The 15,874-nt window shown below is 39.1% G+C and carries 11 protein-coding genes; 3 read left to right on the forward strand and 8 right to left on the reverse strand.

The features are described 5' to 3' along the window. The first annotated feature begins 69 nt into the window (after positions 1-69). Complete coding sequence (locus tag AAAT26_RS06650; protein WP_004694891.1) at positions 70-888, forward strand: MetQ/NlpA family ABC transporter substrate-binding protein; 819 nt, start codon at positions 70-72, stop codon at positions 886-888. A 72-nt stretch (positions 889-960) separates the two neighbouring features. On the opposite strand, the gene AAAT26_RS06655 is transcribed toward AAAT26_RS06650, so the two are convergent. From AAAT26_RS06655 to AAAT26_RS06680, 6 genes are all read right to left on the reverse strand, one after another. Beyond that, a complete protein-coding gene (locus AAAT26_RS06655) occupies positions 961-1,776 on the reverse strand; it encodes a nitroreductase family protein (protein ID WP_004698259.1) in 816 nt (271 codons plus the stop codon). 574 nt (positions 1,777-2,350) lie between these two features. Next, complete coding sequence (locus AAAT26_RS06660; RefSeq protein ID WP_349209016.1) at positions 2,351-3,904, reverse strand: nitrite/sulfite reductase; 1,554 nt, start codon at positions 3,902-3,904, stop codon at positions 2,351-2,353. Between the two features lie 249 nt (positions 3,905-4,153). Next, positions 4,154-5,545, reverse strand: a complete 1,392-nt coding sequence (locus tag AAAT26_RS06665) for a cation:dicarboxylate symporter family transporter (RefSeq protein ID WP_349209017.1) — start codon at positions 5,543-5,545, stop codon at positions 4,154-4,156. A gap of 176 nt (positions 5,546-5,721) precedes the next feature. Continuing rightward, on the reverse strand, positions 5,722-6,450 hold the full coding sequence (locus AAAT26_RS06670) for a LutC/YkgG family protein (protein ID WP_349209018.1): 729 nt from the start codon (positions 6,448-6,450) through the stop codon (positions 5,722-5,724). Then, positions 6,450-7,895 (reverse strand): LutB/LldF family L-lactate oxidation iron-sulfur protein, encoded by a 1,446-nt coding sequence (locus tag AAAT26_RS06675; protein ID WP_004694882.1) that lies wholly within the window; start codon positions 7,893-7,895, stop codon positions 6,450-6,452. The genes AAAT26_RS06670 and AAAT26_RS06675 overlap by 1 nt, the downstream gene beginning before the upstream one ends. A gap of 12 nt (positions 7,896-7,907) precedes the next feature. Then, positions 7,908-8,645: a (Fe-S)-binding protein gene (locus AAAT26_RS06680; RefSeq protein ID WP_004698263.1), complete on the reverse strand. Its 738-nt coding sequence runs from the start codon at positions 8,643-8,645 to the stop codon at positions 7,908-7,910. Between the two features lie 523 nt (positions 8,646-9,168). Here AAAT26_RS06680 and AAAT26_RS06685 point away from each other — a divergent pair. Beyond that, complete coding sequence (locus AAAT26_RS06685) at positions 9,169-10,884, forward strand: S-layer homology domain-containing protein (protein WP_349209019.1); 1,716 nt, start codon at positions 9,169-9,171, stop codon at positions 10,882-10,884. A gap of 183 nt (positions 10,885-11,067) precedes the next feature. After that, a complete protein-coding gene (locus AAAT26_RS06690; protein ID WP_123138145.1) occupies positions 11,068-12,438 on the forward strand; it encodes an S-layer homology domain-containing protein in 1,371 nt (456 codons plus the stop codon). A 93-nt stretch (positions 12,439-12,531) separates the two neighbouring features. Here the strand turns inward: AAAT26_RS06690 and AAAT26_RS06695 are convergent, their stop codons facing one another. Both AAAT26_RS06695 and AAAT26_RS06700 read right to left on the reverse strand, forming a co-directional pair. Next, entirely contained in the window at positions 12,532-13,377 is an 846-nt protein-coding gene (locus AAAT26_RS06695) for a polysaccharide deacetylase family protein (RefSeq protein ID WP_349209020.1), read from the reverse strand. A gap of 11 nt (positions 13,378-13,388) precedes the next feature. Next, a complete protein-coding gene (locus AAAT26_RS06700; protein ID WP_004698162.1) occupies positions 13,389-15,467 on the reverse strand; it encodes an OPT family oligopeptide transporter in 2,079 nt (692 codons plus the stop codon). Positions 15,468-15,874: the final 407 nt, after the last annotated feature.

Here is a 15,874-nt window from a genome sequence, read left to right on the forward strand (position 1 = left end):
TTATCATATACAAATCCCCTTCATCCATGATAGGATATAACCATTATAAGACTTGAAAGGGATGATTATATGAAATTAAAAACATTGTTAGCACCATTACTTATCGGTGCTCTTGCATTTGCTATCGCTGGTTGTGGTAGTACATCAAATCAATCAACACAAACACAAAAAGAAATCAAAATAGGTGCTACATCTGGTCCTCATGCACAAGTAGCTGAAGCTGTAGCAAAAGAAGCTAAAAAACAAGGAATCGATCTTAAAGTAGTTGAATTCTCAGACTATGTAACACCTGATAAAGCCCTTGCAGATGGCGATATTCAACTGAATGCTTATCAACATGTACCATTTATGGAAAACTTTAACAAACAAAATGGTTCCAACTTAGTAGCAATCGGTAAAACAATTTTGGTGCGTATGGGCTTATATAGTAATAGCGTACACAGCGTACAAGATGTACCTGAAGGCGCTACTGTTTCTATCCCAAATGACCCTACTAATGGTGGTCGTGCATTAGCATTATTAGCTAAAGCTGGATTAATTACGTTAAAAGATGGTGTCGGCTTCAAAGCAACAGTTGCAGATATCACATCTAACCCGAAGAATATAAAGATTCAAGAACTAGAAGCAGCTCAATTACCTCGTAGTCTAGATGATGTAACAATTGCAGTTATTCCAATGAACTATGTGCAAAGTGCTGGTCTTAGTGTAGAAAAACAAGGTTTCTTCTTCGAATCTAAAGATGAACCACTAACAGTTATCGTACTTGCAGTTCGTAGTGAAGACAAAGACAACGAAACATACAAAAAAATTGCAGATATTTACAAATCTGATGCTATTAAACAATACATCGACGAAACATTCAAAGGCACTATTACAACTGCCAACTAATAAAGTTTATATCGTCACTATATAACTAAAAAGAGATGCCCCAATGATTACAATCATTGGGGCATCTCTTTTTTACTCTTCTGTATCAAATGTAACATCTAATGGTTGACGCTCTACAATATTGCGATATCGTACTTTAGGATATCCCATAAGAATGCCACCAGCTACAATTTTATCATCAGGTACACCTAATTCATCTAATAATGGTTGGTATTCAGCTTCTCCAGCATGTTCAAAGAAACCAGCCCAACAAGTACCAAGGCCTAAAGTCGGCGCATATAGCTCAGCATAAGACAAGCAAGAGTGACCGCTATCATGGGTACGATGAATATCTTTTTTAGAGCCAATTGCCACTACGAGAGCCGGTGCATCACGCAAAATATACTCCTTGCCTTTATCTACTTCTGCTTGAGCCGCACGAGCATAAAGGCGCATAATTGGCACTGTTTTTGCCGCTAAATGCATCCACTCTAGAACAAGATCAGCAATACGGCGCAACGTTTGTTTATCTCGGATTACTATATACGAAATACCTTGTGTGTTAGTCGCTGTTGGCGCCATTCTTGCAACATTTAACACTTTACGAATGAGCTCTACAGGGACTGGTTTATTTTGATAGTTACGAATAGAGCGGCGACTACGCATAAATAGTTCAGCTTGCTCAGGCGTTAACTTAGGTTCCTTTGTAATATCGATTTGCTCCTTACGCGGTGTCATATCGCTATCGAGAGCAAGCGTTGGGCATACGGAAATACAATGCCCACAGGAGATACAACCTCCCCTGCCAGTTACAGGTCCAGCATCGGACATCACCAGCAATCCTGTCGGACAGTCAGCAACGCAAAGGCCGCATCGTGTACAGACTTCTGTATTGACGGTAAATAACATCTGAATATCCTCCAAATACTACTATAAAGCCTATTATAACATACAAAATCAAGTCATATCTAGTTTTAAACAATTATTCTAATTGTATTGGAACGCAACTAACATTTGTTCATTTGCTTTTAGGATGGGGCCCCGTCTCGTTAGTACAACTTGGTAAAAAAAGTAAGAATACACTATCATTTTACACATTATAATAAACTTTATAGTAGTGCCGCCATGCCCACCGTGAAGGAAGGACTAGCCTACGGCTAGTCTTAATAGTAATTTAGTCAAAATTACTTGGCCATCTCTCCCCTCCCCCTATTATATAAAAGCAGATTGAGTAAATATCAGATGTAGCTTGTGATGGGGCTACTCTGTATATTAGCAAGGTAAGTCGCTTGCTATGGGACTAATTTACATCAGGTGTTATAAAAATGAAACTGGGTACCTATGCAGCGACTTTACGAAGGACGGAGCAAAGAGGTACCCAGTTTTATTTTTAATTAAGTTGTCGCAATGAAATAGGGCCCCATAGCAATCGACGTAGAAACTACTTATATGCTAGAGCCCCATCACAAGCGGAGAAGTGAATTTACTCAAATGCTTTTATAAGTTCCATGTATTGCGCTTTGTGTGTCATTCTCCAGGTCCCAAAGTCTGGTTCTGGGGATTGGTTTAGAATATTTGCTAAAGATTCCAAAAATTCTGGAATTTTTGTAGCTACAATATTGCCGGCCATTTTACCGAAGTTTTCAGAGCCCATGTGTTCTGAGCCACCGTCTACAAGGATAAATGCTACCATAGGTTTCTTATCTACTAATTTTACAGCACCATGGAAACCAATTTCGCCGATTTGGTGTGTACCACAGGAGTGTGGGCAACCAGATATATGTAAACGAGGTAGTTTTCTTGTATCTACGCCCTTTTCTTCAAGGTGTGCGAAGATATCTTTCAAAAGACCGTTAGAGTCTTGCATTCCAATCTGACATATAGTAGAACCAACGCAAGATACGGAACGGCGGAAATCATTTTTAGCACTGTCATCAGTTAATTCCGCAATTTTGCGTGCTTCATCAGCGGTGAGATTGATGAAGAACAATGCTTGGTCTGGCGCAATACGTGCTTCAACTTGATCAAGTGTCACCGCATAGTCAAGGGCCGCCAGCAAGTGTTCAACGTTCGCATCGCCACCTGCCGGATGGTATTCTACATAGTATAAACCGTCTTGTTTTTGACGGTGAATACGATAGTTTTCCACAGAATCATCACGCTTACCAGTTTTTGTAATTTCATAAGCATAATCAGCCGGATTAATAGTTAGGTGTTCTACTTCTTTTACCATATCTAGGGTTTCTTCATAGATTTTGATGAAAGCTTCCGCCCCACCCATTTCAGCAGGCATGTAACGAGTACGAGCCTTACCGCGGTTTTTGAAGTTACCATGGTTAGCAAAGACCATAAGCATAACTTTCACATGGTACAAAACATCCTCAGGCGCTACATCATGTGCCACCGGAATACCAATGCGAGGATTAGGACCAATACCGCCACAAGCATACACATCAAAGGTATTGTGTTTTGTTAAGTTAAAACCTAGGTCCTTGAACGTAGAATGTGGGGTACTATCGAAACCATTATCTATGCCCATTTTAAATTTGCGAGGAATCTTGATATAGAACATTTGCTCCATAAGAAATTCGCTAATAGCTGTTGCATATGGCGTAATATCTAGAGTTTCACGAGGATCAATGCCGCGTAAAATACTAGCTACCACATTGGGATTATCACCACCAGCACCACGGTTGTAAATACCGTGATCATAACATTCCTTATAGAGCTTTAATATTGTATCACCATCGAGGCCGTGCATTTGTAAGCATTGGCCGGTAGTGAAATGTACATGTTGTAGGTTATATTTACGAATGGAGTCCGCTAAAAACTGCATGTGCTCGCGCGTCATGCGGCCACCATTGAAACGCCAACGGCTCATACCAGTATTTGCACCGCGCTCAGCGTAACTACCATAGGCACCAGACTGCCCTTTATAATCTGCAATAGATAGTTCTTTCTTATAGAACTTATGTGTCATATCCTCAAACTTTGGATAATCTGCAATTAATCGATCTTTCAATTCTTGTGTAATCATACTATTACCCTCTTGGCTTATATTTATTAAGCATAATTCGTAACTTTATAACGCTTAGTATACCATATATGCATAAGTATATTAGTAGCTAAGCTCACAATTTCAATATCGATTCTTAATAATATAGTTTACAATCTGTAATAATTATCACTTTTAAAAAAGCAAAAGAGGCTGTAACCAAATGTGGTTTTACCACATTCAGCTACAGCCTCTTTTTATAATAATTATATGATTAAGTATTGCTAGTTATTATACTCGACCTTCGTTAGGATTATTGTATGCATCCTTATCGATGGTTCCCATAATTTTGTCTACTACCAAAGCATTTGTTAATGACCCAGATACGTTCAAACATGTACGTCCCATGTCAATCAATGGATCGATAGCTAGAATTGGGCTAATGGAGGTGAAGTATGCTCCAAGGCCTGTACCACTAAGGGATACAGATGCCGCCATTGTAGCCGTACCTGGCACGCCTGCGATACCAACAGAACCAATAGCAATAACGATAACACTCATGATATACATAGTCATATCGAATGGAATATTGGCTACATTAGAGATGTACACCACAACAAGTGCTGGGAACACGCCCGCACAACCTTGCATGCCCGCAGTAGTACCGAAGGAAGCTACTGTATTAGCAGTTGTAGCATTTACGCCAAGACGTTTTGTCAAAGTCTCTACAGTTAATGGCAATACCCCCATCGAAGAACGAGAAGTGAACGCCAATAAGAGTGGTGCTTTCGCTTTCTTGAAGTATGTAATCGGATTGTAGCCAAAGCTAGTAATCAAGATTGCTTGTACGACAAACATAATCAAAAGACCAACGTAAAGCAATACTACGAACAAGCCCATATCAAGAATAGCTTGTACACCGCGTGTTGCCAATGTAGAAGCTAACAAAGCAACTACACCATATGGCATAAGACCAATGATGAAATCAGCTACCCAGGAAATCAATTGGTGAAGTTCATCAAATAGTTTTGTGAACACCTCCATAGAGTTTGTCCCTGTTTGTTTTAATAGACGAGCTACGCTACCCAAGATAATTGAAAATACGACAATGCCGATAACATTTGTTTCAGCAGCCGCTTGAATTGGATTGCTTGGGATTAGTGCTCGGAATGTATCAACCATAGGTTTGATTTCACGAATCTTCTTACCAGATTCAACAATATCAAAACCTTGACCTAAACCGAAGGCATTCCCCAAAATTAGGCCGACTATAGCAGCAACAGCTACCATGCCGAGATTTGTAGAAATCATAGCAACTACTAACTTTTTGAGGTTAGCACCTACCTCCATGTGTAAAATAACGTGAACAATAGAGATAAAAACGATAGGAATAACAAGCATGCGGATTAAGTCGATGAAACCGCCCCCTACGAGGGAGAACCACTTTGTACTTTCCTTGATGTAAACCACTTTGGATGGATCATCAGGGAAGCCTGCAATAATTTGGACCGCTATACCAAGTACGGCACCAGCAATAGTACCAATAATAACAAGATTACCGAAGGATGTGCCCTTGCGTTGCAATACATAAATACCAATTAACACGAGCACGAACACCGCGATAATACCAATACTTAGTGGATTGCTTAACATGAGGTAATCTGTAAAGAATGGAATATTCATAATACACCTCTTTAATTCATATCACAATAATAGGTTATGAACTTAGTATAGCATATATCGAAAAAAATACAAGTATAATATTTAATTTTTGGTAACATTTAATGTATTCTGTAATATATACACCAAAAAGGCGATTTTCCAGAAGAAAATCGCCTTTAGTAAATCTAGCTATTATATTATCTGTTAACTAAGATATAGGTTACTTGGATAGGACCATGAGCACCATCTACAGTTACCAATTCGATATCCGCCGTACGGGACGGACCAGAAATCAAGCAGATATTTGTAGGGAACTTAGCTGGATCGTTGTGATACCGTTCAGCCAAATGTTCCATTGTTTGTGTCATGCGAGGATTGATTGTATCAGTATACAACACAGCAATATGTGTTGTAGGCAACAAGCTAATCGCACGGCCAGAGTCCTCACCAGAAGCTTGTACTACAGTAGCAGTCTCCGCAATACCGCAGTATGGGAATGTAATACCAATATCAGCATTAGCAGTATTAGAAATACATTCTTCACGACCTTTAGCTGGATCCCATTGGAAGTATGTACGAGTGCCGCCATTATTAGTTGCATCTTGTTCGAACAATTCTTTTAATTTATATTCTTCTACTTCAGGAGAGCTTGGGAATACAATTTTACCGTTTCCCCAGTCTTCGATAGCTGCCAAAATTGTTTCACCTAGTTTGTCAGGTGTAGTTTCAACGAATTTTGTACCAACACGTTGACATTGTTCCTTAAACATTGTCAAAATTTGATCCCGACTCAAATCTTGGAACATAGTTTCTTGAGGACCATGGCTATAATCAAAGCCTTCTACAAAAGCAGGGCACATTTCTTGATCACGGCCTAATGCACGAGATAAACGTGCAATAAATTGATTACGTTTAGCTACATCCATTATTTTTTCTCCTTCTTCTTGTTCTTTTCATGTTCAGCATATAAATCACGGAATTTCTTGAATTTCAAGGAACCCAACTCTTTAGACTTAGTCCAACCGTTCATAACTGGAATAGCTTGAGTCCATTCAGGCATGTTACCTTCTTTATTACTAATTAAGTTCATACCGATAGCACCAGCTTTTGTGCCAAGATCAAATAATGTTGCATTACCAAACATCTTAGCAGCTGCTGTGAAGATAGCTTCTTCTGCTTTTGGACGAGTCTTTTCAATATCAGCCATGATATGACGGTGCTCCATCAACAATTCATGCAATGGAATAGCTACTGGACAGTTTTCTGTACATGCACCGCATAATGTAGAAGCATATGGAAGATCGCCGGCTACATCGTAACCTTTGAATAATGGAGTCAATACAGCACCCATTGGACCTGGATATACAGAACCATATCCATGACCGGAAACGTGACGGTATACAGGACAGATATTCATACATGCACCACAACGGATACAACGTAGCATTTCTTGGAATGTACCACCCAAGATGCCAGAACGGCCGTTATCAATAATGATGATATGAGTTTCTTCAGGACCATCAGCTTCACCAGGACGCGCAGGACCAGTCATCATGGAGAAGTAGTTAGAAATCTTAGAACCTACTGCAGAACGGTTCAACATTTCCATCATAACATCAAGAGCTTTGAAATCAGGAACAATACGTTCTGTACCTAAGAAAATTAATTGAGTCTTAGGAATAGAACTAGCCATACGACCGTTACCTTCGTTGGAAACGATTGTACATGTACCAGATTCAGCAACTGCAAAGTTACAACCATTAACACCTACATCAGCTTTTAAGAAGCGCTCACGTACATAACCACGTACAAAGTGAGTCATTTCCGTAGGGTTTTCAGTTCCTGTATAACCTAATTTTTCAGCAAAAATTTCGCGGATTTTGTTACGTTCAAAGTGAAGACCTGGTACTACGATGTGAGATGGAGGACTTACTGCAGTTTGCAAAATAAATTCAGCCAAGTCAGTTTCGTTAACTTCAATACCAGCTTCTTCTAATACTTCGTTCAAACCAATTTCTTCAGTTAAGATAGTTTTGGATTTAACGATCATTTTTGCTTCGCGTTGGCGAAGGATATCTAATGCAATTTGAGTCGCTTCTTTGTCATCGAACGCAAAGTGAACTTTAGAACCAGCTTTTTCAGCATTGTCAGCAAATTGACTTACATAGTAATCCAAGTTGTTAAGTACGTGATCGCGAATTTTAGCCGCTTCAGCGCGGAAATCTAACCATTCAGGAACATCCGCAACTACTGTATTACGTTTATCATAAAACACGTCTTGTGCTTTTTTAATAGCTGCAACTTTGAAATCGTCAGCCAAACATTCTTTTATACGTGTTTTATAGGGGCGATTGTCATATATAAGTGCCATGTCGTCTCCTCCTTAACGGCAGTTTAAGATTTCAGCAATATGCATAACTTTGATACGGCGATCAATTTCGCCTTCTTTATGAAGACGATCAAGCATACCAGCGATGTTCATTAAGCACGCTTGGTCAGAACCGGAGATAACGTTGGCACCTGTGCCAGCAATTTCCAATGCTTTTTCGCGTGTCATAACTTCACTGATTTCAGGGTTTTTAACTGAGAAAGTACCGCCGAAACCACAGCAACGATCTGCACGTGGTAATTCAATCAAGTTGATATCTTTAACATTTTTAAGGAGTTTGAAAGGAGGCTCTTTAATGCCCATCAAACGAGTTACGTGGCAAGATGTATGGTATGTAACGGATTCGTTAAAACGAGCCCCTACATCTTCAACACCTAATACGTCAGTAATAAATTGAGTGAATTCGTAAATTTTACCACTCAATCTTTCTGCGCGCGCCAACCACTCTGGTTGATCTTTTAAGAAATGATGATATTCATCGCGGATTGCAAAAGCGCAAGAACCGGACATGCTGACTACATATTCAGCGTTCTCAAAGCATTCGATTGTATTCTTAATTGCGTCCATAGCCGCGTCATTATAACCGGAGTTAGTGAACATTTGTCCACAGCATACTTGTTTCTTAGGTACTACAAGCTCACAACCTAATCTTTCAAGTACTTCTACACCAGCCATACCTACATGAGGGTAGAACATGTCAATCAAACACTGTTGGAAAAGATGAATTTTCATATTATCTTCCTCGTCTTTTCTAGTACTTAACCTAATAAAAAATTTTGATATGTATGTGTTATGGCAATTTTTAGTAGTGAATTTTTCGACTAAATTTCTGCCCTGAACATTACTTATGCTTTCAAATAAATATTCAAAAGCTCATCGCTATAATTATAAATTAATCATGTAGATATTGTCCAAAGAATTGCTATATTCGTATGTACCCTTTTATTTCTTATATTGTTATGACTTTTTGTAATAACAAACATTGAATTTTATCACATCTATTATTTCATTTATCATTTTTTCTTGTAAAAGCCCCATAAAATCTAGATTTTGCGAATGTTTATCATTTTGCATTTTTAACTACTAGAAAATCAACTTTTATCTATATTTCATTCTATATTTATATAATGGTACTCAAATTTTCAAATTCATGTAAGTTTTATCCTTATAGATTACATTTTCTTATAGTAGTGTATAAATTTAAAAAGTGTTATAATTTATTTTATATAAGTATAGTTTGAAAGGAGCCCTTTTCATGAAACTAAATAAATTATCTTTGTCTTTAGCAATTACATTGGCCCTTGGTTCTACATTCAGCATGGCTCACGCTGAAACAACTGCGACTCATATAAAATCTGAAGTATCTAATGTGGCTACTAGAGCTGAGGTATCTGCTAAAGCGGATGAACACCGTGTTGATACATCTGTTAAAAACGATGCTAAACGTATTGATACATCCGTCAAAAATGATGCTAAACATGGTAGCACAGTTGTAAAACGTGATGCAAAACATGCTGATGCATCCGCTAAAAACGCTGCTAAACGCGCTGATACATCCGTAAAAAACGATACTAAACACGTTGATACTTCTGTAAAAAATGACGTTAAACGCATTGATACTTCCGTAAAAAATGATGTAAAAGAAGATGCTGCAAAGGTAGAAGGTAAAAAAGTTGTAAAAACTAAAGAAAACTTACCTACTGGTGTATACCCTGACACAAAAGATAACTGGGCTCGCGATGCTATCCAAGCAATGACACAAGCTGGTTACCTTTCTGGTTATGCTGATAATACATTCAAACCTAGTGCACAAATTACTCGTGAACAAGCAGCTGCTATTTATGGCAAAGTGCTACAACACAACTTAAACGAACAAGAATTAGCAGAGATTGCAACAAAAGAATCCTCTACCTCCTACTCTGACGTGGAAGCAGATCGTTGGTCTAGCTCTGCTATCAAATTAGTTAGTGCTGCAGGCGTAATGGAAGGTACATCTAAAACAGCTTTCACACCTAGCAAAACTATGGACCGCGAACAATTCGTTGCATCTGCTGCTAGTCTAGCTAAAAAATTGAATCTTTCTACACCTGTAAAAGCAGAAAAAGTAACATTCAAGGACGAAGCTAGCATCTCCTCTGCTTACTTGGCAGATATCCAATACATGGCACAACGAGGCATCGTAGCATCTGGGGCAACAGAAAACTTTAACCCTAAACAACCTGTAACAAGAGCACAAGCGGCAACAATCTTAAATCGTATGCTTAATGGTGCTGGCCTTGCAACACCAAAACACACTACAACTGAAGCTAAAGCTGAAGCAGCTGTAAAAGAAGATGCCAAAAAAGCTGATACAGCATTAGAGAAAGATACATCTAAAGTAAGTAAAGACGCTAAAAAGAATGTAGCTAAAGCTGATAAAGCTGTAAAGTCTGATGCAAAAAAAGTTGAAAAAGACCTAAAAGGCAATAAAGATGCTGCAGTAGCTGAAAAAGCTGAACCTACTCGTGCCGTTCGCCCTGTTCGTCGCAGCACACTAAAAGCACTTGATCAAAAACAACAAGCTGCATTAGAAGACAAAGTATTTTCTGAATTAAATAAAACTTATAAAACAGAAGATGCATTCCAAAATTATGGCGTAATGTACTGGCGTGACAATCAATTACACGTAGCTTTGAAAACAGACAGCGATATTTCCACAGTAAAAGCTAACCTTGCAAACCGTGGTGATTCTACTGTAAATAACTATGTTGTAGTTGAATCCTCCCAATACAGCCAAGCTGAATACGATGCAATCGATACAAACTTCCGCAACTACTACAACAAAAATGAAAAAGCAGGTACAATTCTAGCTACATTCCCTGATGTAGAAAATAACCAACTTTACGCAGTTGTATCTACAGCATCTAAAGAAACACAACAAGGAATCTCTAAATTATTCGGTTCCAAAGTAAAAATGACAGTAAAACGCTAATCGGCGTTACACTTAACCAGCCAAGGCAGCGTATACTCGACAGTACTACGCTGCTTTGTTGTATATCACTATGCATGCCAACTAATTGACTATGATGCGACGGATATAACTTTTTATGCTGGTGAAAGTTTATATTCTACGGCTATCAAGCGCTAGCCTTTACCATGATTAGGAAGGATTTTTATGTACAAGAATACCCCTCACGCATTACGTGCCCTCGTACTCGGCACATTATTGACTACAACAGGCCTTGGTTTTGCTTCTGCAAACACAACCACTACAACTCATACTCCTGCAACTACTGTTGAAGCCACTAAAATGGAAACAACTAAAGCACCAATGGCTAAAACAGATGCTACGAAGATGGAGACTACTAAAACAGAAGCTGCTAACGTTAAATCTACTAATACCGCATCACCTGCAATTGTAAACACCTCTATCGGTATACCTCAAGATATTCAAAAAATCCGCGCCCACATCTTTACAGATGTGCCTAGTGATTTTTGGGCAGCTAACTCGATTAGCACTGTAACAAAAGCAAACCTAATGAAGGGGTATTCCGATGGTACATTCCGACCTAACCAACCTATGACACGTGAAGAAGTAGCAGCGCTCTTCAACAATATTACGGATGATGGTACAGCCGCCTTCTTATCAAGTAAATTTAAAGATATTACATCTGACCGTTGGTCTGCTCTTGCTATTGAATCTGTAGCTCGCAAGAATATCATCAGCGGCTATGGTGATGATACTTATAAACCTGAGAAATATATGTCCCGCCAAGAGTTTGCGGTAGTAGCAGATAACTATATCCATTACTTAGGATATACCACTGAAGACCCAACAGTTCTTGATAATATAGCCTATGGAGACCAAAAATTTGTGGCTCCTTGGGCACAAGATGCCGTTCGCGAGCTTGCCTATCTTGGGTTCACAAACTACGCTCCAGGTACATTGTTTAACCCTGAAAAATATGTAACTCGTGCAGAAGCGGCGGAAATTGCGTACCGCATGACACAAACAGAACAAGCACTTGCCTTCCACAATACATTGTTCAAGCAACAAGTAGAAAACAAAACAGCTAATATCATCGACAAAGCATTAGGCTATGGCAATGATTTCACCAAATTCCGCCAAGACGGAGCTCTATTCTGGGAGGCAGGCCAATTACATGCATCTTTAACGGATCAAAAGAAAACTGACCTTGTTTCCAAAGCGATTACAGAGGCTCATGATCCACAGCTAGATAGAACTGTAGTCGTATCAAAAGGTAAATTAAATCAGGCCCAACTAGAGGAGTATCAATCCGATGCCATCGCCCTTTACCAACAAAAAGAACCTCAAGGAAAGATCCTTTCCATCTCCCCAAATACTGATACGAGTGCCCTTCTCATTACCGTTGATTCTATTCAAAAATCGACGTTGAAAGCATTTAAAAAGAAATTCCATGATAATGTATTCTTACAGTTACCACCGGAACCGCTTACAAAGTCAGACGGAAACATTCAATTCCCATTACCACCACGCGTAAACTATTATAACGACAAACAATAATATAGATAAAAAAGAACCGCCCCCTTAGGAGCGGTTCTTTTCACAATTAAACAGCTGTTACTATACACACATAATCGAATTTACACAGTTCGATTATTTTTTTGTTACATCATTTTCGCGGTCACGCAAGATACCAACTGGTACATATACCGTACCTGCGCTATGGATTGAATCCACATCTTGTTGCAAGATCATTACAACGGAATAATCATCTGTTGTGTAGAATTCAGTAGGCATTTTATCGATATTTACATCGCCACCTAATTTATCTTTCACATCTTGATTATTATTAATTGCATTCACCAGTTCTTTTTTATTAAGACCACCAAGATCGTACAAGGACAATTGTCGCCCTGTTGTGGTGTTAAATGTGAAGCCTTTTACATAGTTTACACCATTGGCATCATGATCACGCATAGTATATGTGTGAATCAATACGCTGAAAATACCGTTTTTATCTGTTTTAACATCATAGTACATAACTACATTTATTTTATCAGATTCTTTAGCATTTAACTTTTCTACATCATTTTGTATTTTAGAAACATACTTTTTGATGGTCGTATTGATTGCTTTTTCTACTGCAGGGCTAACAGATTTAACCTCTGGGAATACTAAATCCAAATGATCTGTAGTAGATTCCACAGGTGATACAGCAACCTCTTTACGATCCATATAACGGTCCGCATTTGGAGCTACCACTTCAACTGCATTACGATCTACTTTAGACGCTTTAGAGCGCAACGCACGATTCTGCTCAGGTGTAGCAGTACTAGAAATACGATATGTTAAATCATTACGATTTACACGTTTCGCATTTGTTTGATTTGCTTGTACATTTACAGTATCTTGCGTTACAGGTATTACTTCGCTTGCTGCGAAGGAGGCTACTGGCAATGCAGCAGCCATAATGATGAGTACAGACTGTTTTAATTTCATTGTTTAACCTCTTATTGTTCTTGCTCAGCTTTCATAGCAAGAGCTTCTTCTTTATTGAACTTGTGTGTAACAACACGGCGAACAAGATAGAGACCAGCAAATATGAATGCAAGCAATCCTAACCATTGTGCTGTGCTTTCAAATTCAGGACCTACTAATTCAAGTGGAGCTTCCCCACCACCAGTTGTAACAGACAATACAATAATAACAGCTATGATTACACCAATCAAGCTTTCACCAACGATCAGACCAGAAGCAAAGAGAACACCGCGGCGATTGGATTGCTCTACATCGTAGTCAGCAAGCTCACCGGCACGCATTTTAGCACGAGCTACAAGATAACGACCTACGAAGTAGCTGATGAAAGAACCAATAATAAGCGGTACTTCTAAAGTAGGCGGTAAATAAATACCCATACCAACAGCCAATGGAGGCAATGTTAAGGTAGCAGTTGTGCTCTTGAGAATCAAGTTGACGATAATAGCCACAACACCAACGCCAACACCGATTAAGATATAATCCCAATCCATGCTAGAGTTGAAGATACCTTGTGCAATGGTAGTCATCAAAGTCGCTTGAGGAGCAGATAATGCAGCGTTTGGATCCATTTCAGCACGTGGTAACGCACCTGTGAAACCGTATGCTTGGTAAAGCAAGTTAAGAACTGGAGCAATTGCAATGGCACCGGCTACAGAACCAAGTAACAAGGCAATTTGTTGACGCCAAGGTGTAGCACCAACGAGTTGGCCAGTCTTTAAATCTTGTAAATTATCATTAGAAATAGATGCAATCGCAATAACTACGGATGTCATAAAGATAGCCATAGCAGTAGCGAACTGAACACCTTCTTGTGTAGCAAATAAATTATTTTCCGCTGCGATAAAGTATACAACTAAGGAAGAAATAATAGTCGCTAAAATACCGATACCAGAAATTGGAGAAGCAGATGTACCGATAAGGCCTGCCATATAGCCACATGCTGCAGCCACGAAGAAGCCAATCAATAAAGCTACTACGATACCTACTACAACGAGTGTCCACATTAAACCTGCACTAATAGGTACGACAGATACGAAATCCCAGAATGTAAATACTAAGCCAATAAGAATAAGTATGAATACACCTAAAACGGATTTTGTACTCATATCTGTATCCATACGATGCAATTCACGTTCTGCGGAGCTGCTATTCATGGATTTAACAGAAATTTTCATACCTTCGATGATAGGTTTGATTAAGGTAATCAAAGTCCAAATCGCAGCAATACCAATAGCACCAGCACCGATGAAACGAACTTTAGATTTCCAAATAGCCATTGCAAACTTAGCAGTAGCACCGCCATCTGGAGCAAACATGTTAGTGAAGTAAGGCACGAAGCCAGCCCATGCGATGAGTACACCGACGAGGATAGCGATACCAGAAGCGATACCGATAAGGTAACCAGCACCTAACAACGCTGTAGAGAAGCCCAAAGGAATTTGAGTAATACCTTTGCTACCTACAGGAATCCAGAAGCTCATGCTATCGCCAAGTACTTTGAAACCATTTGCACAAAGGCTAATAAGACCAGCTACAAAGCCACCGGACACGATGTCTGTCATACCGGAGCTAGATTGAGGGCCTTGTTCACCATTGTGAGAGCCAACCTTCAAAATTTCTGCTGCTGCACGACCTTCAGGATATGGTAGATCGCTATTCACTACCATGGCACGACGCAATGGAATGGTGAATAATACACCTAGAGAGCCACCACAGGCACAGAGCAAGAATGTTTGCCAGAATGGAAAGCCATTCCAATACCCAAGCATGAGTAAACCTGGCAAAATAAAGATAATGGCGGACAATGTACCAGCCGCAGAAGCCTGCGTTTGTACCATGTTATTTTCAAGAACATTAGAATCCTTGAAGAACCGTAAAATTGCCATTGAAATAATAGCTGCCGGAATGGATGACGAGAACGTCAAACCTACCTTCAAACCGAGATATACGTTAGACGCTGTAAAAATAACAGTAATCAATGCACCAAGTAGCATCCCACGTAACGTCAGTTCCGGCAGATGAAGGTCATGGCTCGTAAAGTCATGTTTCATAAGTACTTACCTCCTCTGTGAAATCATAAACTTAAAACAATATACTAAGCTACTTCCATTTTATCGTGTTAAAGCGATGATTTCAATATATATGCGACATTTATAATGTATACATATGAAAATTATAAATTTAAGTTTTCCCACAAATATCTTGAAAGGTCTATTCTGTATCCAAAATACTTTATTAAGCGTGGTAGCCCTCCAAAAGCCTCCAAAGCCACCCACCCTGCTTCGCAGGGCCGCTAAGTCGTTTTTGGAGGACCCCCACTCTAATATATACCTAATCGTTTACCCTAAGAATAGACCTTTCATTATTCACCAAATGAAATATTTAATTTATAATTTTTCTACATATAACGCATTATCAATCTTACATATAGATTGAAATCATAAAGTATGGAGAGAAG

Source organism: Veillonella parvula (assembly GCF_040094895.1).
GTDB lineage: Bacteria > Bacillota > Negativicutes > Veillonellales > Veillonellaceae > Veillonella > Veillonella parvula_L.

Bases quoted from the DNA above. Each gene is read 5' to 3' on its own strand.
- AAAT26_RS06650 (WP_004694891.1), top strand. From the start codon at position 70: ATGAAATTAAAAACATTGTTAGCACCATTACTTATCGGTGCTCTTGCA.
- AAAT26_RS06655 (WP_004698259.1), bottom strand. From the start codon at position 1,776: ATGTTATTTACCGTCAATACAGAAGTCTGTACACGATGCGGCCTTTGC.
- AAAT26_RS06660 (WP_349209016.1), bottom strand. From the start codon at position 3,904: ATGATTACACAAGAATTGAAAGATCGATTAATTGCAGATTATCCAAAG.
- AAAT26_RS06665 (WP_349209017.1), bottom strand. From the start codon at position 5,545: ATGAATATTCCATTCTTTACAGATTACCTCATGTTAAGCAATCCACTA.
- AAAT26_RS06670 (WP_349209018.1), bottom strand. From the start codon at position 6,450: ATGGATGTAGCTAAACGTAATCAATTTATTGCACGTTTATCTCGTGCA.
- AAAT26_RS06675 (WP_004694882.1), bottom strand. From the start codon at position 7,895: ATGGCACTTATATATGACAATCGCCCCTATAAAACACGTATAAAAGAA.
- AAAT26_RS06680 (WP_004698263.1), bottom strand. From the start codon at position 8,645: ATGAAAATTCATCTTTTCCAACAGTGTTTGATTGACATGTTCTACCCT.
- AAAT26_RS06685 (WP_349209019.1), top strand. From the start codon at position 9,169: ATGAAACTAAATAAATTATCTTTGTCTTTAGCAATTACATTGGCCCTT.
- AAAT26_RS06690 (WP_123138145.1), top strand. From the start codon at position 11,068: ATGTACAAGAATACCCCTCACGCATTACGTGCCCTCGTACTCGGCACA.
- AAAT26_RS06695 (WP_349209020.1), bottom strand. From the start codon at position 13,377: ATGAAATTAAAACAGTCTGTACTCATCATTATGGCTGCTGCATTGCCA.
- AAAT26_RS06700 (WP_004698162.1), bottom strand. From the start codon at position 15,467: ATGAAACATGACTTTACGAGCCATGACCTTCATCTGCCGGAACTGACG.